The 21,753-nt window shown below is 62.0% G+C and carries 18 protein-coding genes; 17 read left to right on the forward strand and 1 reads right to left on the reverse strand.

What is annotated here, in order from left to right:
• Positions 1–408: 408 nt before the first annotated feature.
• The 17 genes from ACM5SV_RS33220 (at position 409) to ACM5SV_RS33300 (ending at position 20,324) form a co-directional block, all read left to right on the forward strand.
• Positions 409–747, forward strand: coding sequence for a hypothetical protein (locus ACM5SV_RS33220; protein ID WP_011653302.1), 339 nt, complete (start codon positions 409–411; stop codon positions 745–747).
• Between the two features lie 139 nt (positions 748–886).
• Positions 887–1,093 (forward strand): hypothetical protein, encoded by a 207-nt coding sequence (locus ACM5SV_RS33225; RefSeq protein WP_012758797.1) that lies wholly within the window; start codon positions 887–889, stop codon positions 1,091–1,093.
• A gap of 158 nt (positions 1,094–1,251) precedes the next feature.
• Positions 1,252–2,058, forward strand: coding sequence for a pseudouridine synthase (locus tag ACM5SV_RS33230; protein WP_222014676.1), 807 nt, complete (start codon positions 1,252–1,254; stop codon positions 2,056–2,058).
• 14 nt (positions 2,059–2,072) lie between these two features.
• Entirely contained in the window at positions 2,073–2,759 is a 687-nt protein-coding gene (locus ACM5SV_RS33235) for a phosphoribosyltransferase (RefSeq protein ID WP_222014842.1), read from the forward strand.
• Positions 2,760–2,847: 88 nt separating this feature from the next.
• Positions 2,848–4,593, forward strand: coding sequence for an SLC13 family permease (locus tag ACM5SV_RS33240; protein ID WP_419425482.1), 1,746 nt, complete (start codon positions 2,848–2,850; stop codon positions 4,591–4,593).
• 84 nt (positions 4,594–4,677) lie between these two features.
• Positions 4,678–5,622: a phosphoribosylaminoimidazolesuccinocarboxamide synthase gene (locus tag ACM5SV_RS33245; protein ID WP_221991400.1), complete on the forward strand. Its 945-nt coding sequence runs from the start codon at positions 4,678–4,680 to the stop codon at positions 5,620–5,622.
• Between the two features lie 96 nt (positions 5,623–5,718).
• On the forward strand, positions 5,719–6,321 hold the full coding sequence (locus ACM5SV_RS33250; RefSeq protein ID WP_012758802.1) for a TetR family transcriptional regulator: 603 nt from the start codon (positions 5,719–5,721) through the stop codon (positions 6,319–6,321).
• 169 nt (positions 6,322–6,490) lie between these two features.
• Entirely contained in the window at positions 6,491–7,702 is a 1,212-nt protein-coding gene (locus ACM5SV_RS33255) for an efflux RND transporter periplasmic adaptor subunit (RefSeq protein WP_222014678.1), read from the forward strand.
• Positions 7,703–7,750: 48 nt separating this feature from the next.
• Entirely contained in the window at positions 7,751–10,861 is a 3,111-nt protein-coding gene (locus ACM5SV_RS33260; protein ID WP_017995047.1) for an efflux RND transporter permease subunit, read from the forward strand.
• 150 nt (positions 10,862–11,011) lie between these two features.
• Positions 11,012–12,445 carry an efflux transporter outer membrane subunit gene (locus ACM5SV_RS33265; RefSeq protein WP_012758805.1) on the forward strand — a complete coding sequence of 478 codons (1,434 nt, stop codon included), beginning with the start codon at positions 11,012–11,014 and terminating at the stop codon, positions 12,443–12,445.
• 174 nt (positions 12,446–12,619) lie between these two features.
• Entirely contained in the window at positions 12,620–13,663 is a 1,044-nt protein-coding gene (locus ACM5SV_RS33270) for a LacI family DNA-binding transcriptional regulator (protein WP_012758806.1), read from the forward strand.
• Positions 13,664–13,770: 107 nt separating this feature from the next.
• Positions 13,771–14,691, forward strand: coding sequence for a nucleoside hydrolase (locus ACM5SV_RS33275; protein WP_026157463.1), 921 nt, complete (start codon positions 13,771–13,773; stop codon positions 14,689–14,691).
• Positions 14,688–16,475, forward strand: a complete 1,788-nt coding sequence (locus tag ACM5SV_RS33280; RefSeq protein WP_419425483.1) for an adenine deaminase — start codon at positions 14,688–14,690, stop codon at positions 16,473–16,475. Before ACM5SV_RS33275 ends, ACM5SV_RS33280 begins: the two co-directional genes overlap by 4 nt.
• A gap of 315 nt (positions 16,476–16,790) precedes the next feature.
• Entirely contained in the window at positions 16,791–17,723 is a 933-nt protein-coding gene (locus ACM5SV_RS33285) for a metal ABC transporter substrate-binding protein (protein WP_017995052.1), read from the forward strand.
• Positions 17,720–18,625: a manganese/iron ABC transporter ATP-binding protein gene (locus tag ACM5SV_RS33290; RefSeq protein ID WP_003542638.1), complete on the forward strand. Its 906-nt coding sequence runs from the start codon at positions 17,720–17,722 to the stop codon at positions 18,623–18,625. Before ACM5SV_RS33285 ends, ACM5SV_RS33290 begins: the two co-directional genes overlap by 4 nt.
• Positions 18,622–19,482, forward strand: a complete 861-nt coding sequence (gene sitC, locus ACM5SV_RS33295) for an iron/manganese ABC transporter permease subunit SitC (RefSeq protein WP_025395882.1) — start codon at positions 18,622–18,624, stop codon at positions 19,480–19,482. The genes ACM5SV_RS33290 and sitC overlap by 4 nt, the downstream gene beginning before the upstream one ends.
• On the forward strand, positions 19,479–20,324 hold the full coding sequence (locus tag ACM5SV_RS33300) for a metal ABC transporter permease (RefSeq protein WP_222004475.1): 846 nt from the start codon (positions 19,479–19,481) through the stop codon (positions 20,322–20,324). Before sitC ends, ACM5SV_RS33300 begins: the two co-directional genes overlap by 4 nt.
• Before the next feature lie 137 nt (positions 20,325–20,461).
• On the opposite strand, the gene ACM5SV_RS33305 is transcribed toward ACM5SV_RS33300, so the two are convergent.
• On the reverse strand, positions 20,462–21,631 hold the full coding sequence (locus ACM5SV_RS33305) for a M20 aminoacylase family protein (RefSeq protein WP_222014683.1): 1,170 nt from the start codon (positions 21,629–21,631) through the stop codon (positions 20,462–20,464).
• Between the last annotated feature and the right edge of the window lie 122 nt (positions 21,632–21,753).

Below are 21,753 nucleotides of genomic sequence, written 5' to 3' on the forward strand. Positions count from 1 at the left end.
CTAGAACGAAAGACTTCGTCGCCAGCAGCGCCGCCGCCCTCGTTCAGTGAGTGGGCTTATAGAACTAACCCAGGAGAACAGTCAACACACCCAACCAAAGTTTTTTGACATTTTTGTAACAGGTTGATTCGGCTGGCATTTTTGCCGGTCGATATTATCCACAGGGCGCCCTTTCGGGACGGATTCCCGAAAATTCCTTTATCAGTTGGTCAAAAATCCATCGGAAAGTCGTTCTCGACCCCCGAAAGATCATAAGAAAACAGGATCTTGCGCGAAATTATGGTTAACGGAGGATTAAAGCGCCTCCGACCGGCAAGCTTTAAATTTCCGTCACAAATCAGCGGCTGAGATTTCGGAACCTATCACCGAGTTGGGTGTTGTCTTTCCCATTGAAGGAAGGAGACCGACATGGCTGCCAATACCGATGATATCAGAGCATCTGTCAGTAAGGACATCGCCGCACTCCAACAGGAAGTCTCGCGCCTGCAGAAGATGATTTCCGCTCAGGGCGCTGAAGCCTATTACGAAGTGCGTGGCCGCGCCGGCAAGGTCTATGACGAAGCCCTGCCCCGGGCAAAGAACGCCGTCGCCCAGATCCGGGCCGAAGGTGTGGCTGCCGCCGACGCTGCCCGCGAGCATCCGACTGCAACGACCACTGCCCTGGTGCTTGCAGGCGCCATTGGCTTCCTTGCCGGATACCTGCTTTCCGGCAGTCCGCAGCCGCAGCCTCGCCATTGGTGGCGCTGAACACGCCATATCCACTCATAAACCAGTTTTTTGCGCACCCGCCGATCCGTTTTCGGCAGGGTGCGTAAATGCTTATGTCTTAGAAAAACCAATTTTTAATGCCAGCTATGGGAACATAAAAAACGAAGGGAGGACTACCATGGAAAACAAGAGGGCCAACTGCATTATCGAAGTCAGTGTCGACAGCGCCGATGGTCGCTATGCGGTCGGCATTATGAATATGCGCCAGGCACTCGATCTGCCGGAAATGCCTAGTCTGTCCTACACGCATCCGGACCCGGTCAAGGCCGCCGCCGGTATCGTCGTCAGCCGCAAGGAACTGGCCGGCTTCATGGTCTGCCGCTGAGGCAGCGCCACCCTAACAAAGCCGCGACGGCGCTTTATCCAAAGCGCTGAGACCTTTTTGCAGCGCCTGTTATTCCCCTCGTTTTTTATTCACGCTGCTGGCATCCTTCTGTCGTTCATGCCAAGAAAACGGCATCGGAAGCAGGATAAGGATGGCAGATGAGGGAGCGGCGCCCACCGCACAAGACGCGTGAACGGACAAAGCCCACCGATAACGCCGCGGCCAAACGGGTCACCCTTCCCCGCGCCCTTTCCAAGCTCGGTTATTGCTCCCGCACGCAGGCCGAACGCCTGATCGCCGAAAATCGCGTTGCGGTTGACGGCCGAACTGTCAGCGATACCTCCGCATGGGTCGATCTTGCCACAGCAAGCATCAGCATCGACGGCCTTGTCATCGCTGCCGAAACGAAAATCTATCTGATGCTCAACAAGCCCCGCGGTCTCGTCACCACCCGCCACGATCCGGAAGGCAGGCCGACGGTCTATGATTGCCTCAGGGATTTCGACATCCCGCATCTCTCTCCGGTCGGCCGGCTCGACAAGGCGAGCGAGGGCCTGCTGCTTTTCACCAACGACACTGAATTCGCCCAGATCCTGCTCGATCCGGTCACGCATGTGACGAAGACCTATCATGTCCAGATCGACCGCATCATGGACGACGAGGACATTGCCGCGATGACAGCGGGCATCCGCCACGACGGCGAGCTGCTGACGGCGACCGCCGCGCGGCGCCTGCGCCAGGGCGACAGGAATTCATGGATCGAGGTCGAGCTCGACGAGGGCCGCAACCGCCAGATCCGCCGCATGCTGGAGGCGCTCGGAACCGAATGCTTGCGCCTCGTGCGCGTGGCAATCGGCGGGCTCGAACTCGGCGAACTGCCGAAAGGCGCCGTGCGTGCGCTGAGCGAACCGGAATTGCAGGCGCTACGCCGGAAAACCGGCATGGAGAGGACGAGACGCAATTGACCGCTGTGACGGAGATGGCGCCGCACGATTTCTGGCAGGAGCTTCACCCGCCGGGCACCTTTGCCGGCGATGGGGAGTTCACCTCCTTCTATGTCGCCACGCTCGAAGACGGCCGCCAGCTTCGCCTGCCGATCCGTGAGCTGGCGGATGGCGCCCACGCCCTCGCCTCGCTGATCGTCAACCAGGCGAGCTTCGCCGTCCTCGATGCACTGGCCGAAAGCCTTGCCGAAAAGATCAGGCCCATGCGCATCGACGTCGTCGCCGGCCTGCCGACGCTCGGCCTGACGCTGGCCGCCGCCGTGGCGCAGAAGCTCGGCCATGGCCGCTACGTTCCGCTCGGCACCTCGCGTAAATTCTGGTATCGCGACGAGCTCTCCGTCGCCCTGTCTTCGATCACTACGCCGACACAGCAGAAACGTCTCTATATCGATCCGCGCATGCTGCCGCTGCTTCAGGGACAGCGCGTCGCACTCATCGATGACGTCATTTCCAGCGGCGCCTCGATCGCCGCCGGTCTTCATCTGCTGACAGGCTGCGGCATCGAACCCGTCGTCATCGGTGCCGCCATGCTGCAATCGGAGCGCTGGCGCGAAAGCCTCGCAGCCGCCGGGCCGCAATGGAGCCCCCGCACCATCGGCGTCTTCGCAACCCCCATTCTGCAGCGGAACGCCAGAGGCCAGTGGCAGGCACCACCAGCCTGACGCGAGATATGAGGATTGTTCAATCTTTGCCTGAAGGCGCCTCTAACGATTACAGTCCCGCCTGATCGATGAAACAACGGACCTGCCCATGTCGTTCGAGCAAGCATCCCTGCTGATCCTTCTGCTGGCGATGCTCATTCTCTTCTCGCTCGATCGCATCCGCATCGAGGTGGTCTCGATCGCCGGCTTGCTTGGCGGCTATGCGCTCGGCCTTTATCCCGCCGAGCAGACCTTCACGGGCTTCGCCAGTCCCGTCGTCATCACCGTCGTCGAGATCCTGCTGATCGTCCAGGTGCTGGCGCGCGCCAGGCTCTTCGACAGTCTCGCCGCCCGTTTCGCGGCCGCAAGACCCGGGGACTTCACCGTCATCGCCGGCACGTCCGCGCTTGCCGGCTTCATGTCCATCTTCATGAACAATATCGGCGCCTTTGCGATCACCGTACCGGTCGCGCTACGTCTCGGCACGGTCCTGGCGATCCCCCGCCGCCAGCTCGTCATGCCGGTCTCGTTCGCGGCCCTGCTCGGCGGCCTCGTTTCGCTGATCGGCACGCCGGCCAACCTGCTCGTCAGCGATGCGCTCGCCAAGGCGACCGGAACCGGCTTTCACTTCTTCGATTTCGCCTATGTCGGCCTGCCGGTCGCCATCGCCGGCATTCTGCTCATCGCCTTTCGCGTGCAGCGCCTGTTTCCGGAACCCGACGAAACACCGGTAAAGATCTCTCCGGCCGCGCGCCGCATCGTCGTCGAGCGTCGCATCCCTGACGTCTCGCCGCTGATCGGCGTGCGACTTTCCGATTGTCCGGTGCGTTTCGGCATCAAGCCGCATGCGCTGATCCGCGGCGACAGTTTCGTCTTCGGTCCGCTCGACCAGTCGATAATCGAACCCGGCGACGTGCTGCTTGCCGAAGGCGCCGATACAGTCTTTGCCGGCCTTGCCGCCACGCAGGCGCTGATCGCCGATGCCCATCCGCATGGCCTGCAGCCGGATTTCACCCGTGTCGAAGCCGTCGTGATGCCGGAGAGCACGTTGGTCGGTTCGCGTGTCCGTTCGCTCGAAGTCTTCCACCATCGCGGCATCGCCGTCGCCGCCCTTTCCATGCGCGCGCCACGCATCGAGGGCCGCTTCCTCGACCTGCAATTGTCGATCGGCGATATTTTGACGCTGGAGGGGCCGCGCATTGCAATCGGCGAAGCGTTGGAGGAAAGCGAGAGCCTGCCGCTCGCCTCGACGGCACCGAGCGAACCGGCGCCGCTCCTATCCTGGCGGCCCTTTGCGCTCTTTGCCTGCGGCGTCGCCGCCTCGGCGGCCGGCCTGCGTCCCGACGTCGCTTTTGCCGGCGTCGTGCTCGTGCTCGCTCTGCTCAATCACCTCAACATCCGTCAGGCGATGGCCGATCTCAACTGGCCGATCATCATCATGCTGGCGGCGATGATCCCGATCGGCCAGGCGGTGGCGACCACCGGAGCGGCCGAAACCATTGCCGGCTGGCTCAGCCTCGTCGTGCCGATCACCCATCCGCTCTTCGGCATCGCCCTCATCCTTTTCCTGGCCATGGCATTGACGCCTTTTGTCAACAACGCGACAGTCGCAATCGTCCTGACCCCGATCGCACTGGAATTCGCAAGAGCCGCCAGGCATGCGCCGGACGCCTATCTGATCGCGGTTGCCGCCGGCGCGTCGCTCGATTTCCTGACGCCCTTCGGCCATCACAACAACACGCTGGCAATGGGCATCGGCGGTTACCGCTTCGGCGATTTCCTGCGTGCCGGCTGGCCGCTTGCCGTCACAAGTTACGGCCTCGCCCTGCTTCTTACCGGTCTGTTCTGGCTGTGACGCGATACCCGATCGGCTTGACTTCCCCAGCAATGAAACTAGAGCAGGAAGTCTTCACCCAATAATTAAGGACAGTCGAGCACCGTGCGAATTCTTTCCGAAGCCCATTTCCCGGAATTGCCGAACTATTATCGCGGCAAGGTGCGCGAGAATTACGATCTTCCGGACGGACGACGCATTATTATCAGCACCGACCGGCTGAGCGCTTTCGACCGCATCCTCACCTGCATCCCCTATAAGGGCGAGGTGCTGACGCAGACGGCGCGCTACTGGTTCGAGGCGACGAAGGACATCTGCCCGAACCACGTTCTCGACTATCCCGACCCGAATGTCGTCATCGGCAAGCGGCTCGACATCCTGCCGGTCGAGATCGTCGTGCGCGGTTATCTCGCCGGCACCACCGGCACCTCGATCCTGACGCTTTATAAAAAGGGCGAACGCGAGATGTACGGCATGCGTCTGCCCGACGGTATGCGCGACAACCAGATCCTGCCGGAACCCGTCATCACGCCGACCAGCAAGGAATTCGACGGCGGCCACGATGAACCGCTGACACCCACCGAAATCGTCACGCGTGGCCTTCTCACCAATGAACAATGGCAGACGCTGTCGACATATGCGCTCGCCCTCTTTGCCCGTGGCCAGGAGATGGCGGCGAACAACGGGCTGATCCTGGTCGATACCAAATACGAGTTCGGAACCGATGGTGACGGCAACATTATCCTCGCCGACGAGATCCACACGCCGGACAGCAGCCGCTACTGGCTTGCCGAAAGCTATCCGGCAAGCTTTGCCGCCGGAAAACGCCCGGAGAGTTTCGACAAGGATTTCGTCCGCGCCTGGGTGGCGGAGCGCTGCGATCCCTATAAGGACGAGATCCCGGAAATCCCCGCCGAACTGATCGAGCAGACATCGGCCGTCTACATCAAGGCCTACGAGGCGATCACCGGTGAGCGCTTCGTTCCCGACGATAGCGGCGAGACGCCGCTTGCCCGTGTCCGAACCAACCTCACCCGCTATTTTCCCTGAAAAGGCGAACGCGAGGGCCGCTCGGCTTGCGGCGTTTCGCCCAATCGCGCTAGCATTGGCAAAAAGGGGTATCGGGCTCAGCCCGGCGGGGAACAGATGGTAAGAAGGCCAAGACGCAAGGCCGAGGAAACGCGGGAAGACATTCTCTCCATGGCGGAGATGCTGTTTCGTGAGCGCGGCTTCGTCGCGGTGTCGATCGCCGATATCGCCGGCGCGCTCCACATGTCGCCCGCCAATGTCTTCAAGCATTTCCGTTCGAAGGTGGCACTCGTCGATGCGATCGCCGGACGCCATCTCGACGATGCCGCCGAGCGCTTCGCCGCCTTCGATGAGAAGCTGCCGCCAAAGGAACAACTGCTCCGCTTCATCCTGCGCCTGCTGGAAAGCCACCTGCAGGACATCCAGAAGAACCCTTATATCTTCGAAATGGTGCTTTCGACGATCGAAGCCAAACTCGAGGCCGGCAATCGTTATCGCGCCCGCATCGAGGCAAAGCTCGGCGAGATCATCCGCGAGGGCATGGCGGAGGGAAGTTATCATTGCCGCGATCCCGAGAGCGCGGCGCATACCGTTGCAGACGTCCTGGCCTGCGTGCTGCACCCTGTCCTGATCGCTCGCGACGACAAGGAGACACTCGTGCACCGCGCCGAAAAAATCGTGTGTTTCGTCCATGCCGCACTGCAAAATAGCGCTTGCTAAGTGATGATTGCTGAATTACGTCACTTCGTAAAGCTTTTCTTAAATTCGGATGACGGCATTTGAAGCCAACCCAATCCTGACGCTTATATATGCCTGCGCTCGATCAAGCCGAGCCCGCAGGCCCGAACTCGTGGATTGAACGGCGATTGCCACCGCACAGGAATTCAGCATGATACGGCGTGCCCTCCTCATCTCCTCGGCCCTGGCATTCGCAGCCCTTCTCGCCGCCTGCAGCGACAGTGGCTCCAAGCCCGCCGGCAATGCGGGTGCAGGCGCGGCGCAGCAGGCTGCCCCCGTCGGCGTCATCACGCTGACCAAGGGCAGCTTCCCGATCACCACGATCCTGCCCGGCCGCGCCGAGACATTTCAGACCGCCGATATCCGGCCGCAGGTCAGCGGCCTGATCCGCGAGGTCGCCTTTAAGGACGGCGGCGAGATCAAGAAGGGCGACCTTCTCTACCAGATCGAGGATGCTCCCTATATCGCTGCCGTCGAGCAGGCCAAGGCGGCGATTTCCAAGGCGCAGGCGAGCGTGCCGAGCGCTGAAAGCAATCTCGACCGCTACCAGCGCCTCGTCGGCAGCGGCGCCACCCAGATCGAATTCGAAACGGCCAAGACGACGCTGCTCCAGGCCAAGGCCGAAGTCGAGTCGGCGAAGGCCTCGCTGTCCGCTGCACAGATCGACCTCGACCACACCAGGATCGTCGCCCCTTTCGACGGCATCATCGACCAGACGGCCGTTAATGTCGGCAATGTCGTCTCTGCCAACCAGACGACGGCGCTGACGACGATCCGCCAGCTCGATCCGATCTACATCTCGCTGACGGAATCGAGCACCAACCTGCTGAAGCTGCGCGATGCGATGGCCGCCGGCGACATCAAGGGCGAAGCCAATGTCGTCTTCCATCTGATCCTCGAAAACGGCAAGGAATACAACCAGCAGGGCAAGCTCGACATGTCGAAGCAGGTGGTCAGTGAGACCACAGGCACCTTCATCATTCGTGTGCTCTTTCCCAATCCTGACCGTATCGTGCTGCCCGGCATGTATGTCCGCGCAACCGTCGAGCTCGGCGCCGAGGCCGGTTATGCGCTGCCGCAGCTGGCGACGAGCCGTGACGCCAACGGCCGGCTGACGGCACAATTCGTTTCCGCCGACGGCAAGGTCGAAACCCGCGCCTTCGAGAACAGCTCGCCCTCCAACAATTCCTGGCTCGTGACCGAAGGCATCAAGGACGGCGATCAGCTGATCGTCAGCGGCCTGCAATCGATCACTTCAGGCATGCCGGTGAAGCCGGTCCCGATGAAGATCAACGACACCGGCGTGGTCATGCCTGCCGAGCAGCCCGCGGCCGGTGACGCGCAGAAGCCCGCAGCGAAGTAATCGCCGCAGGCCCGCATCGTCACCGTCTCAGCCGCACAGGAATAACCGATGGCCAAGTTTTTCATCCGACGTCCGATTTTCGCCTGGGTCATTGCGATCACCATCATGCTCGCCGGCCTGCTGGCGATCTTCACGCTGTCGATCTCGCAATATCCCGACATCGCCCCGACGACGGTTCGCATCAACGCCACCTATCGCGGCGCCAGCGCCGAGACTGTCGAGAAATCGGTGACGACGATCATCGAGGACGGCATGACCGGCCTCGACGACCTCACCTACATGACCTCGACCTCATCGACGGGTTCGGCCAGCATCCAGCTCACCTTCGGAACGAGCGCCGACCCCGATATCGCCCAGGTGCAGGTGCAGAACAAGCTGCAGCTGGTTCAGTCGCAGCTTCCAAGCGACGTCATCGATGCCGGCATCAGCGTCACCCGCTCGACCTCGAGCATCCTTCTCGTCGGCTCGCTCGTTTCGACCGACGGCAAGCGCAATTCTGTCGACCTCGGCAATATCATGTCGACCTCGATCGAGGATCAGATCCAGCGCCTGGAAGGCGTCGGCAGCATCAATGTCTTCGGTTCGGGATACGCCATGCGCGTCTGGCTCGATCCGTTCAAGCTGCTGAAATACCAGTTGACGCCGAGCGACGTGACGTCAGCCATCCAGGCGCAGAACACCCAGGTCTCCGTCGGTTCGCTCGGTGCCCAGCCGACGATCCCCGGCCAGCAGATCAACGTCACCATCACCGCCCAAAGCCAGCTGACCACCGTCGCCGATTTCGAGCACATCATCCTGAAGGTCGAAAAGGACGGCGCGACGGTGCGCTTGAGCGACGTCTCGCGCATCGAGATCGGGCAGGAAAGCTACGGCGGCAGTTCGCGCTACAACGGCCAGCCGTCGACCGGTTTCGCCGTCAATCTTGCAATTGGCGCCAACGCCATCGATACCGCCGCCCGTGTGCGCTCCGCGCTCGAGGTTATCGGCCGCGGCCTGCCGGCAGGTGTCGAGATCACCTATCCCTACGACACCACGCCCTTCGTGGAACTGTCGATCGAGAAGGTCGTGCACACGCTGATCGAGGCGATCGTGCTCGTCTTCGTGGTGCTGCTCGTCTTCCTGCAGAATCTCCGGGCGACGCTGATCCCGACGATTGCGGTTCCCGTGGTGCTGCTCGGCACCTTCGGGGTGCTGGCGGTCACCGGCTATTCGATCAATACCTTGACGATGTTCGCCATGGTGCTGGCGATCGGCCTTCTCGTCGACGATGCCATCGTCGTCGTCGAAAACGTCGAACGCATCATGTCCGAAGAAAAGCTTTCGCCGCTCGAGGCAACGGAAAAATCGATGGGCGAGATCACCGGCGCCATCGTCGGCATCGCGCTCGTCCTCACCGCCGTCTTCATTCCGATGGCCTTCTTCGGCGGTTCGACCGGCATCATCTATCGCCAGTTCTCGATCACCATCGTCTCGGCCATGCTGCTGTCGGCGCTCGTCGCCCTCGTGCTGACGCCCGCACTTTGCGCCACGATGCTGAAGCCGGTCGGCGAACACAGGAAGCACCGCGTCGGCGACTGGTTCAACCGCAACTTCACGCGCTCGACCAACGGCTATATCAGCACCATCGGCTATCTGCTGAAGCGTCCGATCCGCGTCATGCTGGTCTTCCTTCTGGTCGGCGCCGGCTGCGCCTATCTCTTCACCCGCCTGCCGAGCTCCTTCCTGCCGCAGGAAGACCAGGGCGTGCTGCTGACCATCGTCACCACGCCGCCGGGCTCGACCACGCAGCAGACCCAGGCAGTCGTCGAAAAGGTCGAGAAATACTATCGTGAAAACGAGAAGGACGCCGTCGATTCCGTGTTCGGCGCGCTCGGCTTCGGCTTCAGCGGTTCCGGCCAGAACAGCGCCATCGTCTTCACCAAACTCAAGGATTTCTCGCTGCGCACCGATCCGACGCTGAGCGCCCAGTCAGTCGTCAACCGTGCGCTTGGCAATTTCTTTGCGATCCGCGAGGCGCAGGTCTTCGCGTTGCTGCCGCCGGCGATCCAGGGTCTCGGGGTGTCGAGCGGCTTCTCCATGTATCTCGTCGACACCGGCGGCCACGGCAATGACGCCCTGACGGCCGCCTCCAAGCGGCTGATCCAGATGGGCAATAGCTCAGGCAAGATCGTGGCGCTGCGCAGCAGCAACAAGGAAGTCGAGCCGCAGATGCGCATCGTGCTCGATCAGGAAAAGATCGGCGCCATGGGCGTCGACATCGCCTCGGTCAATTCGATGCTGTCGATCATCTTCACCGGCCGTGACGTCAACGACTTCACGCTGAACGGCGAGATCAAGCCGGTCTACGTCGAGGGCGATGCGCCCTTCCGCATGCAGCCGAGCGACCTCAACCACTGGTACGCCCGCAACAATGACGGCGAAATGGTGCCCTTCTCCGCCTTTACCCGCACGGAATGGGTGAAGGGCGCGCCCTCGCTTGCCCGCTTCAACGCCGTCAGCGCCATTCCGCTCGACGGCGCTTCCGCACCCGGGGTTTCTTCCGGCGATGCGATGAACGAAATGGAAGCACTGACCAATCAGCTCGGCGGCGGTTATACGGTCGCCTGGCAGGGCATCTCCTATCAGGAGCGGCTGTCCGGTTCGCAGGCGCCGATGCTCTACGCGATCTCGGTACTGGTCGTCTTCCTCTGCCTGGCAGCGCTTTACGAAAGCTGGTCGATCCCCTTCTCGGTGATCATGGCGGTGCCTGTCGGCATCCTCGGGGCGCTGACGGCGGCAACCCTCTTCGGCCAGGCGAACGACGTCTATTTCAAGGTCGGCTTGCTGACCACTATCGGGCTGGCGGCGAAGAACGCCATCCTGATCGTCGAATTCGCCAAGGACCGCATGGAAAGCGGCATGGGGCTCTACGAGGCGACATTGGAAGCGGCGAGATTGCGCCTGCGGCCGATCATCATGACCTCGCTTGCCTTCATTCTCGGCGTCGTGCCGCTGGCGATCGCGACAGGCGCGGGCTCGGCGGCACAGAATGCCATCGGCATCGGCGTTCTCGGCGGCATGCTGGCGGCGACAATGCTCGGAATTTTCTTCGTGCCGTCGTTTTTCGTCGTCATCCGACGCATCTTTGCCACACGCGGCAAAAATGCGGCAGGACTGTGATATAAATGCACTGTGATAATGCAGTTCCCGTTGCTACATTGCGCCCGACTGCTTCGGAATGGTGTTTTTGGTAGAACGAGGCGCGGCGGCCGATAGTGAAGCATGAAGCTTTGGACAAGAATTGACTTGCTCGAGTACAGGATGAAATGAATGGTATCTCTTCGTTTTGCCACACCGGCATTATTGTTATTGTTGTCGGGCTGCGTTGTGGGCCCGGATCATGTTCCTCCTGAGATGCCGCTGCCCGCCAAATTCGGAGAGGGTGGAACCAAGAGTGATGGCGATGTTACCACCGTGGCCTGGTGGAGCGCCTTCAGAGACCGCAAGCTGGACGGCCTCGTCCAGTCCGGCCTCGACCAGAACCTGTCAGTCCAGCAGGCGATCGAACGCATCAATGCGGCTTCCGCCAACGTCACCGTCGCAGGAGCCGGCGCCCTGCCGAACCTGACCGTCGGCGCCTCGCACACGGTCAGCGGCCAGAAGGGCGAGCTGCGCACGCAGTTCGACACGCGCAACACCAGCGGCGGCGAAGCACAGCTGACCTGGCTGCTCGATATTTTCGGCCTCTACAAGCGCAACACCGAGAGCGCTCTCGCTTCGCTCGATTCTGCTTACGCATCGGCAGACGTTGCCAAGCTGACCCTCGTGCAGGACCTCGTCTCCAGCTATATCGACGTTCGTTATTATCAGCAGCGCCTGGCGCTTTCGAAGGCCAACCTGAAGTCCCGTCAGGAAACCTACGAACTGACCAAGTTCCAGCTGGAAGCCGGCGCCGCCTCGCGTCTCGACGTCGTTCAGGCCGAAGGCCTGGTGCAGTCGACGCTCGCCGAAATTCCCGGCCTCGAAACCAACATCCGCATTTCGGCCCATCACATCGCCACGCTGCTCGGCCTGCCGGCTGCAACCCTTGTCGATGATCTGCTGAAGGGCTATGGCCAGCCGGTATTCCGCGGCGGCATCACCTCCGGCATCCCGGCCGACCTGATCCGCAACCGTCCCGACATCCGTGTGGCGGAACGCGACCTCGCAGCTGCAACGGCCCAGATCGGCGTCGCCCAGGCGCAGCTCTATCCGAGCATCTCGCTCAGCGGCTCGATCTCGCCGGCCTACATCAACCAGCGTGGCATCCACGGCGGCCTGACGCCCTGGTCCTTCGGCCCCACCCTCAACCTGCCGATCTTCGATGGCGGTACCCTGCGCGCCGGCGTCAAGACGGCGCAGTCCAATGCCGCAGCGGCCTATCTCAACTGGAAGTCGACGGTACTGACCGCGATCGAACAGGTCGAGAATGCACTTTCGGCTGTCCGGCGCGACGCCCGCACGGTTTCGGCGCTTCAAGCCCAGGTGAAGACCACACAGGAAACGCTCGAACTTTCGACCGCATCCTACAAGGACGGCGCTTCTTCGCTGCTCGACGTTCTAGACGCCCAGCGCCAGGTTTCGCTCGCCCAGGCAAGCCTTGCCGCAGCCGTCCAGCAGATGGCAAAGGACTACGTGTCGCTGAACATCGCAGTCGGCGGCGGCTTCGCCCCCGGCGGCAAGACCACCGCACCGGCGGTGAAGGTTGTGGCTGTCAAGGGCTGACAACTTCTTCAATCGATCTGAAAGTACAAGGCCTCGCGATTGTCTCGCGGGGCTTTTTCTTATCCGCCGCGTGCCGTAGCCGAATAACTGCGGATAAGATGAATTCGGATTCGACAGGCGGGATAAGCTGAGCTATCACTTTGATTAAACGATTAATCAAGGTGATCGTCAATCATGGCAGCACCGCGCCCGGGACCGAACCTCAGCAGGATAGCAACGTCGCTCGGCGTCTCCGTCGCCACCGTCTCCAATGCGCTTTCCGGCAAGGGCCGGGTTTCCGGCCAACTGGTTGAAAGAATCCGCGAGCATGCAGCCGAGCTCGGTTACGTCCCGAGCCAGGCCGGGCGGGCGCTGCGGACCGGCCGCAGCGGCGTTCTCGGCCTGGTGCTGCCCGATATCGCCAATCCGCTGTTCCCGAAGATTGCGCAGGCGATCGAATTCGCTGCCTCCGCCGCAGGTTACGGCGTGCTGATCGCCGATTCCCGCGGTGATGTCGCCGCCCAGACCGAGGCTATCAACCGGCTGGTCGAGCGCGGCGTCGATGGCATGGTCGTCATTCCCCGCCGCGCCACCCGCATTTCGTCCGCCGCCTGTCCGGTCGCCGTCATCGACACTCCCTCGACGCCCGGCAACACCGTTGCCGCCGACCATTGGCAGGGCGGCCATGAAATCGCCGGCCATCTCGCAGGCCTCGGCCATCGCCGTATCCTCATCATCGGCAACAATCAGGAATCCAACGTCCAGAACGACCGTGCCGGCGGCATTCGCTCCGGCATGCGCCCGGGCATGCATTCGGAAACGCTGTGGATCGACAGGTTGGAGCAGGAGAACGGCAGCGGCTGCCCGCTCGGCCTCGCCGAAAAAGTCGGCCAAGGTTTCACCGCCTTCGCAGCCCTCTCCGACCTGCAGGCGCTGCGGGCGCTGACGGAGTTGCAGCAGGCGGGCATCAACATTCCCACTGACGTCAGTGTCGCCGGCTTCGATGACCTCATCTGGTCGCCTGTTGTTACGCCGTCGCTGACGACGGTCCGGATGGACATGGATAGAATTGCCGAAATTGCGGTGTCGGCGCTGGTGGATACCATAAGAACAAGCAGCATCCGGGAGGGCGTGCTCGTTACCGCGAAGATCGAACGCGTCGCCATGCAGCTAGTCGTCCGCCAATCATCCGGGCCTGCGAAACCGGCACAAAAGACTTCAGAGATGGAGAACATGTAAGATGAAAAAAGCTTTCATTGCCTGGGCAGCCCCCCTCCTCGATACCGCGCTCGCCTTCGATCTGCCGGTTGCCGGCGCGGCAAGCCTCAAACAGTTCGGGTGAAATCATGGGCGTCTGGATCGACACGGACATGGGCTTCGACGACATCGCCGCCATTATGGTGGTGGCACAGTCTGAATTCGAGATCGACGGCTTATCGCTGGTCTTCGGCAATACGCCGCTGGCGCAGGTGAGGATAAACGCCGCCGGCGCCGCCAGCGCCTTCGGCTGGAAATTCCCCATTCACACTGGCCGCGCCACGCCCGTGCTCGGCAAGCTCGAAACTGCTCAGGCGATCCTCGGCGAAACCGGCATCCCGACATTAGGTAGGAGCCTGCCCAAGGCTCCCGCCCTTGCCGAAAGCGATGCCTTCGCGGCACTCTGCCGCTGGCTGGAGCGCCAAGGCGAGCACCGCATCCTGGCGCTTGGCCCGCTGACCAACATCGCCGCTGTGGCGCTTGCCCGGCCGGATCTTGCTGCCCGCATCACCGAACTCGTCTGGATGGGTGGCGGTGTCACGTCAGGCAACCATACGGCCTCCGCCGAGTTCAACGCGCTCGCCGATCCCGAGGCCCTGTCGATCATCATCGCCCATGGCCTGCCGCTGCGCATGGTCGATCTCGACCTATGCCGCAAGGTACTGGCCAAGCCCGAAGACGCCGAGCCGGTGCGCAATGCCGGCGGCGCCAATGCCGAGCTGATCGCCGATATGTTTTCGGGTTATATCCGCATCGGCACCAGCCGCGGCCGCCCGGCTATGGCAATTTACGATCCTTGCGCCGCCGTCGCCTTCGTCGCTCCAGATATCGTCAGCTTCCGCCCCGCGCGCATCGATGTCGAGTTGCAGGGCGCCTTGACCCGTGGCCGCACCGTCGTCGAGACCCGCGCCACGCATGCGACCTTCAATGCTCAATTCGCCGCCGACATCGATGCCGACATGGCGCGTGTCATCATTCTCGCTGCCCTGGTCAACGAGGCCCGCAAATGAACGTCATCCCGCGTCAAGAACCCGCCGATCTCAACGATCCCGCCTTGCGGGCCCGCGCCGTCACTGCTGCGCGCGGCGATGCCCCCTTCGACATGCTGATCACCGGCGGACGGCTGCTCGATGCAGTGACGGGCCTGATCCGACAAGCCGATATCGGCCTCGTCGGCGCGCTGATATCAAGCGTCCATGCCCAGGCAAGCCGCACGGATGCTATCGAGATCATCGATGCGGCGGGCAGTATCCTGACGCCCGGCCTGATCGACACGCACATGCATGTCGAAAGTTCGATGGTGACACCCGCCGAATATGCGAACGCCGTCTTGCCACGCGGCGTCACCACGATCGTCTGGGATCCGCATGAATTCGGCAACGTCCATGGGCTCGACGGCGTGCGCTGGGCGATCGAGGCGGCGCGCAGCCTGCCGCTGCGTATGATCCTTCTCGCGCCCTCCTGCGTGCCCTCCGCGCCGGGCCTGGAACTTGCCGGCGCCGATTTCGATGCCTCCATGATCACCGAGATGCTGCACTCCTCCGCCATCGGCGGCGTCGCCGAAGTCATGAACATGCGCGGCGTCATCGACGGCGATCCGCGCATGACTGCCATCGTCAATGCCGGGCTAGCCGCCGGCAAGCTCGTCTGCGGCCATGCCCGCGGCCTCGAAGGCGCCGATCTCAACGCCTTCATGGCCTCGGGCATCACCTCCGACCACGAACTGACCTCCGGCGCCGATCTCCTCGCCAAACTTTCCGCCGGCCTGACGATCGAGCTGCGCGGCTCTCACGACCATCTGCTGAAGGAGTTCGTCGAGGTGCTGAACGGTCTCGGCCACCTGCCTCCGACCGTCACGCTCTGCACCGACGACGTCTTTCCGGACGAACTCCAGGAAGGCGGCGGCCTCGACGACGTCATCAGGCGCCTGGTGCGCTACGGCATGAAGCCGGAATGGGCCATCCGTGCCGCGACCTTCAACGCTGCACAACGTCTGAAGCGCTCCGATCTCGGCCTCCTCGCTGCCGGCCGCCGCGCCGATATCGTGCTCTTCGAAGACCTCGCGGAATTCCGGGCGCGGCAGGTGATATCATGCGGCCGCCTCGTCGCCCGCAACGGCAGCATGCAGGTGGCCGTCAAGCAGATTGATACGGCGCCGCTTGTCAATTCGGTGAAGCTGCCGCGGCTGACCGAGAATGATTTCCGCATTCCGGCGCAGGGCGAGCGCGTCCGCGTCGCCACCATCGACCGCCCGCGCTTCACGCAATGGGGCGAGGCCGAAACCGAGGTCAGGAATGGTTTCATCGTGCCGCCGGCCGGCAGCGCCCTGATTTCAGTCGCCCATCGCCACGGCAAGGCCGACAGCGCCCCGCGCGTCGGCTTCCTCACCGGCTGGGGCAAATGGAATGGCGCCTTCTGCACCACCGTCTCGCATGACAGCCACAACCTCACCGTCTTCGGCGGCAATGCCGGCGACATGGCGCTCGCCGCCAACGCCGTCATATCAGCCGGCGGCGGCATGGCCGTCGCCAAGGACGGCCGGATCGAGGCGATGCTGCCGCTGCCGCTCTCCGGCCTGGTGACGGATGCATCGCTGAAGGACACGGCGCTGGCCTTTGCCGGCATCCGCAAGGCGATGGAAAAGATCGTCACGTGGAAGCCGCCCTATCTGGTCTTCAAGGCCTGCTTCGGCGCCACGCTCGCCTGCAATGTCGGCCCGCATCAGACCGATCGGGGGATTGCCGATGTGGTAACGGGCAAGGTGCTGGAAAACCCCGTGCTGAAGGTCTTGTAAAGGCCGGGGGCCGCAAGCTCCGTCATGAGAGCGTGCCGTGTGCCCCTCAAACGCCTAACCGATCGAACCATGCGCCGTTGCGGCAAATCCCGGTATGCGTTGTTCGACATGAGGTTGACCCCAGCCAGCCCGTCGGGGCCTGCTGTCATCTTTTTCGGCCTCCAGTTCGGATCAATGTTGCAATTCATTCTTAATTGCACAATAGTCGAAGCAAGGGTCATCAAGCTTTTTTTTGCAAATCATTCTGAATCGCAACTTGTTCGACTTTCCGCAGCTTTTGCAATTCGGTCGCAATAGCAGCAAGAGGAGAAATATATGCTCTATAGGGAAAGACGGTCGATTTTGGCCGGAATGATAGGGGTGGCATTCGCAGCCGTGCTGGTTGCCTTTCCCGCCGCTGCCCAACAGACAACCAATTCGAAGTTCAAGGTGGTGACGACCTTCACGGTGATTGCCGACATGGCAAAAAACGTGGCCGGTGATGCCGCGATCGTGGAATCGATCACCAAGCCGGGCGCGGAGATCCACAACTATGCGCCGACGCCGGGTGACATCCAGCGGGCACAAGGTGCACAACTCATTCTCTGGAACGGCCTCAATCTGGAGCGCTGGTTCGAAAAGTTCTTCCAGAACCTGCACGACGTCCCCGGTGCCGTCGTCTCCGATGGCATCGAACCGATGGGCATCTCGGAAGGCCCCTATGAAGGCAAGCCCAATCCCCACGCCTGGATGTCGCCGAAGAACGCCCTGATCTACGTCGACAATATCCGTGATGCTTTCGCACAGTATGATCCGGCGAATGCGGAGACCTACAAGGCCAACGCCGAGGCCTACAAGCAGAAGATCGAAGCGACGATCACTCCGATCCGCGCCACCCTCGAAAAAATTCCCGAGGACAAGCGCTGGCTGGTTTCAAGCGAGGGCGCCTTTTCCTATCTCGCACGCGATTTCGGGCTGAAGGAACTCTATCTCTGGCCAATCAACGCCGACCAGCAGGGCACGCCCCAGCAGGTCCGCAAGGTGATCGATGCGGTGAAGGAAAACCAGATTCCAACCGTCTTCAGCGAAAGCACCGTTTCCGATAAACCAGCCCGGCAGGTGGCGCGCGAAACCGGCGCGCATTATGGCGGTGTGCTTTATGTCGACTCGCTGAGCGAAGCCGACGGCCCGGTGCCAACCTATATCGATCTTCTGCGCGTGACCTCCGATACCGTCGCGAAGGGTCTTGCCGATGGGTTGTCGCAATGACCGTGCTGCTTGGCAATCTTGTCCGTCCCGCATCCTCGGATGCGGGATCGGGGATCACGGTAAAGGATGCGACCGTCACTTACCGCAACGGACATACGGCCCTGAGGGACGCGAGTTTCCAGATCCCCACGGGCACGATCGCCGCGCTGGTCGGTGTCAACGGTTCCGGCAAGTCGACGCTCTTCAAGTCGATCATGGGTTTCGTGCGTCTCGCCAGGGGCCACATTCGCGTGCTTGGCATGCCGGTCGAAGAGGCGCTGCGCAAGAACCTCGTCGCCTATGTGCCGCAATCGGAAGAAGTCGACTGGAATTTCCCGGTGCTGGTCGAGGATGTCGTGATGATGGGGCGCTACGGCCACATGGGCATGATGCGCATCCCGAAGGCCGCGGACCACGAGGCAGTGGCCTCCGCGCTCGCCCGCGTCGCCATGAGCGAGTTCCGCAAGCGCCAGATCGGCGAGCTCTCCGGCGGCCAGCGGAAGCGGGTCTTCTTGGCGCGAGCCCTGGCACAGGACGGCCGGGTCATTCTGCTCGATGAACCCTTTACCGGCGTCGACGTAAAGACCGAGGACCAGATCACCAAGCTCCTGCGCGAACTGCGGGATGAAGGCCGGGTCATGCTGGTCTCCACCCACAATCTCGGCTCCGTGCCGGAGTTCTGCGACCGGACCATTCTGATCAAGGGCACGGTGCTTGCCTACGGCCCGACCGTCGAGACTTTTACGCAGGAAAATCTGGAAAAGACCTTTGGCGGCGTGCTGCGTCATTTCGTGTTCAGCGAAGCGCAGAGCGGCAGGCCAACGTCGATCGGCGTCATAACCGATGATGAGCGCCCCCTGATCATGCAGGGTGGCAAAGCGACCGCCCGGAGGTCCGATAGTGGCAATGGGGGCCGGGAATGATAGCCGACCTCCTGCAGCCCTTCACCTATGAATACATGCTCAATGCCATGTGGGTGTCCGCCCTTGTCGGCGGCGTCTGCGCTTTCCTCTCCTGTTATCTGATGCTTAAAGGCTGGTCGCTGATCGGCGACGCGCTCTCGCACGCGATCGTTCCCGGCGTTGCCGGCGCCTATATGCTCGGACTTCCCTTTTCGATCGGAGCCTTCTTTTCCGGAGGGCTCGCTGCCGCAGCGATGCTTTTCCTCAACCAGCGCACCAAGCTGAAGGAAGATGCCATCATCGGCCTGATCTTCTCCTCCTTCTTCGGGCTGGGCCTGTTCATGGTTTCGCTCAAGCCTATGGCGGTCAACATCCAGACGATCGTACTCGGCAACATTCTCGCCATCACGCCCGAGGATACGCTGCAACTCGCCATCATCGGCTTCGTGTCGCTCGCCGTCCTGCTCGTCAAATGGAAGGACCTGATGGTCACTTTCTTCGATGAGAGCCATGCCCGATCGATCGGTCTCAATCCGACCGTTCTCAAGGTCATTTTCTTCACGCTGCTGTCTGCCTCAACCGTCGCGGCGCTGCAGACCGTCGGTGCATTCCTCGTCATCTGCATGGTGGTAACGCCCGGGGCAACTGCCTATCTGCTGACCGACCGCTTCCCGCGGCTGCTTGTGATCGCGGTCATCATCGGATCGATGACCAGTTTCGTCGGCGCTTATGCAAGCTACTTCCTCGATGGCGCAACCGGCGGCATCATCGTCGTGCTGCAGACGGCAATCTTCCTGATCGCGTTCTTCTTCGCACCCAAACACGGCATGCTGGCGGCACGTAGACGCGCTGCGCAGGCGCTGGAGGCAGCGCCATGAACATGGTCGAGACGCTTCTTTTGCCTTTCCAGTTCGGCTTCATGGTCAATGCGCTAGTGATCTCGGTGCTGGTCGCAATTCCGATGGCGCTGTTGTCCTGCTTCCTGGTTCTGAAAGGCTGGTCTCTGATGGGAGACGCCATCAGCCACGCCGTCTTCCCCGGCGTGGTCATCGCCTATATCGTCGGCATACCCTTCGCGGTCGGCGCCTTCGCGGCCGGCATGTTTTGCGCTCTCGCCACCGGTTTCCTGAAAGATAACAGCCGTATCAAACAGGATACGGTGATGGGCATCGTTTTCTCCGGCATGTTCGGGCTCGGCCTGGTTCTTTATGTCAAGATCCAGTCCGACGTGCATCTCGACCACATCCTGTTCGGCGACATGCTCGGTGTCTCCTGGCGCGACATCGGGCAATCGGCCGTCATCGCTGCGATCACGGCCGCCATTCTTGGTGTGAAATGGAAGGACTTCCTGCTGCACGCCTTCGACCCCGCCCAGGCGAGAGCGGTGGGCCTCAGGATCAACCTACTGCATTACGGCCTTCTCGCCCTCATCTCGCTGACGATCGTCGGTGCTTTGCAGGCGGTAGGCATCATCCTTTCGATCGCCATGCTGATTGCGCCGGGAGCCATCGCCTTCCTGCTCACCCGCAAGTTCAGCACGATGCTGCTCCTCTCCGTCGCCATCGCCGTGATCGGTTCCTTTGTCGGCGTCTACCTGTCCTTCTTCATCGACAGCGCGCCGGCGCCGACCATCGTGCTTGTGCTGGCGATCGGCTTCGTGCTCGCCTTCATCCATGCCACGCGCGGGACGGCCCGGGTTGAAGAATCGCCGGTAGACTGATGGACATTGGCGAATGTCGCTGCACGGAAGGCAGTTGTTGACCAACGCAGAATGCAGAGAGGCGCGCAACGGGCGCTTTTGAATTGCTGCCTAATCCCTAAAATCGATTCCGGTTTGGGCAATTAGGCAGCAGATAATCAAACCTTCAACTCCCGCTCGACCAACGCCACCCAATAGGCCGCCCCATATCCAAGCGCTTCATCGTTGAAGTCATAGGCCGTGTTGTGATGCAGCGCCCCATCCACCGCCGGACCGTTGCCGAGCCAGACGTAGCAACCCGGCGCATTCTGGGCGAAGAAGGCAAAATCGTCGCCTGCCATCGACGGCGGAAAGCTTGTCTGCACCTTCCCGCCGAAGACCGAGCCGGCCACTGCCAACGCCCGTGCGGTCGCATCCGCGTCGTTGATGACAGGCGGAATCCGCCGTTCGAATGCATAGTCCACAGCGATACTGTACATGGCCGCCGTGCCATGCGCCAATCGTCCGATCTCGGTCTCCAACTGGTCGCGCACATCGGGCGAATAGGCCCGCGCCGTGCCACCGATCTCGACGATGTCAGGAATGACGTTCAGAGCCTTCGGGTCGCCCGCCTGCAGGAAACAGGCGCTGACGACGGCCGGCTGCAGCGGATCGACCACCCGTCCGACGATCGTCTGCAGCGATGACAGGAAGGTGCCGGCGGCTGTGATCGGATCGCGGCCGAGATGCGGCTTGGCGCCATGCGTGCCGGCCCCGCGGAAGGTCATGCGCCAGCTGTCGGAGGAGGCAAGCTGCGGTCCCTCGACCACGGCGATCTCATCCACCGCAAGCCCAGGCATGTTATGCAGCCCGTAGACGGCATCGCAGGGAAAAAGCGTGAACAGCCCCTCCTCGACCATGCGCCTTGCTCCGCCTCGCCCTTCTTCGGCCGGCTGGAAGATGAAATGCACCGTGCCGGAAAAATCCCGCGTTGCCGCAAGATGTCGCGCGGCGCCAAGCAGCATCGCCGTATGGCCGTCATGGCCGCAGGCATGCATCTTTCCGGGCACGGTCGATTTATAGGATCGCTCCGCCGTTTCAGGCATGGCGAGCGCATCCATGTCGGCGCGCAGCCCGATCCTGCGCGTGCCGTTGCCGATCTGCAGCGTACCGACCACGCCGGTGCCGCCAAGCCCGCGATGCACCGCAATACCAGCCTCTTCGAGAAGCCTCGCGACGATACCGGCGGTGCGCTCCTCCTCGAAACCGAGTTCGGGATAGGCGTGCAGGTCGCGGCGCAGGGCAGTGAGAAACGGCAGATCGTCGCTGATCCGGGCGGGAATGCTCATTGGGCAATGCTCCTGGGGCCTGGATATCCTGTCAAGCGAAACGGGCGCCCAACTGGCGCCCGCGTCAGATTATCTGTTGTTCATCAACCAGACCGTAAGTTCAACCCCCGGAACGGGATGAT

Source organism: Rhizobium sp. CRRU65 (genome assembly GCF_048551595.1).
Lineage (GTDB): Bacteria > Pseudomonadota > Alphaproteobacteria > Rhizobiales > Rhizobiaceae > Rhizobium > Rhizobium leguminosarum_J.